Raw genomic sequence first — 1,457 nt, forward strand, 5'->3', positions numbered from 1 at the left:
GAGCTATTTTCAAACTTTTAAATGAGAGTTTGATCCTGGCTCAGGACGAACGCTGGCGGCGTGCCTAACACATGCAAGTCGAGCGAAGTAATTATCTTTGATCCCTTCGGGGTGACGAGGTAATTATCTTAGCGGCGGACGGGTGAGTAACGCGTGAGAAACCTGCCTTTCACAAAGGGATAGCCTCGGGAAACTGGGATTAATACCTTATGATACTTCTTTTACACATGTAAAAAAAGTCAAAGCGTAAAGCGGTGAAAGATGGTCTCGCGTCCCATTAGCTAGTTGGTGAGATAAAAGCTCACCAAGGCGACGATGGGTAGCCGGCCTGAGAGGGTGAACGGCCACACTGGAACTGAGACACGGTCCAGACTCCTACGGGAGGCAGCAGTGGGGAATATTGCACAATGGAGGAAACTCTGATGCAGCGACGCCGCGTGAACGATGAAGGCTTTCGGGTCGTAAAGTTCTGTCCTTGGGGAAGATAATGACGGTACCCAAGGAGGAAGCCCCGGCTAACTACGTGCCAGCAGCCGCGGTAATACGTAGGGGGCGAGCGTTGTCCGGATTTATTGGGCGTAAAGGGTTCGCAGGCGGCCTTTTAAGTCAGGTGTGAAAGATCACAGCTCAACTGTGGTAAGCACTTGAAACTGAAAGGCTTGAGTTAAGGAGAGGAAAGTGGAATTCCTAGTGTAGCGGTGAAATGCGTAGATATTAGGAGGAATACCAGTGGCGAAGGCGACTTTCTGGACTTATACTGACGCTGAGGAACGAAAGCGTGGGGAGCAAACAGGATTAGATACCCTGGTAGTCCACGCCGTAAACGATGAGTGCTAGGTGTCGGGTGTCAAAGCTCGGTGCCGCAGCTAACGCATTAAGCACTCCGCCTGGGGAGTACGTACGCAAGTATGAAACTCAAAGGAATTGACGGGGACCCGCACAAGCAGCGGAGCATGTGGTTTAATTCGAAGCAACGCGAAGAACCTTACCAGGGCTTGACATGCCAAAGACCGCTCTAGAGATAGAGTTTTCCCTTCGGGGACTTTGGACACAGGTGGTGCATGGTTGTCGTCAGCTCGTGTCGTGAGATGTTGGGTTAAGTCCCGCAACGAGCGCAACCCCTATTTTTAGTTACTAACAGGTTAAGCTGAGAACTCTAGAGAGACTGCCGATGATAAATCGGAGGAAGGTGGGGATGACGTCAAATCATCATGCCCTTTATGTCCTGGGCTACACACGTGCTACAATGGTCGGTACAACGAGGAGCTACCTAGCGATAGGATGCAAATCTCTAAAAGCCGATCCCAGTTCGGATTGTAGGCTGCAACTCGCCTACATGAAGCCGGAGTTGCTAGTAATCGCGGATCAGAATGTCGCGGTGAATGCGTTCCCGGGTCTTGTACACACCGCCCGTCACACCATGGGAGTCGGAAATGCCCGAAGCCAGTGAGCTAACC

General features: G+C 51.4%; 1 rRNA gene. It reads left to right on the forward strand.

Annotated features, from left to right (window positions below):
* Positions 1 to 17 precede the first annotated feature (17 nt).
* Positions 18 to 1,457, forward strand: a 16S ribosomal RNA gene (locus tag TICRE_RS10645); the annotation flags it as partial.

It is taken from the genome of Tissierella creatinophila DSM 6911, from assembly GCF_001940565.1.
In the GTDB taxonomy this organism is placed as follows: Bacteria; Bacillota; Clostridia; order Tissierellales; family Tissierellaceae; genus Tissierella_A; species Tissierella_A creatinophila.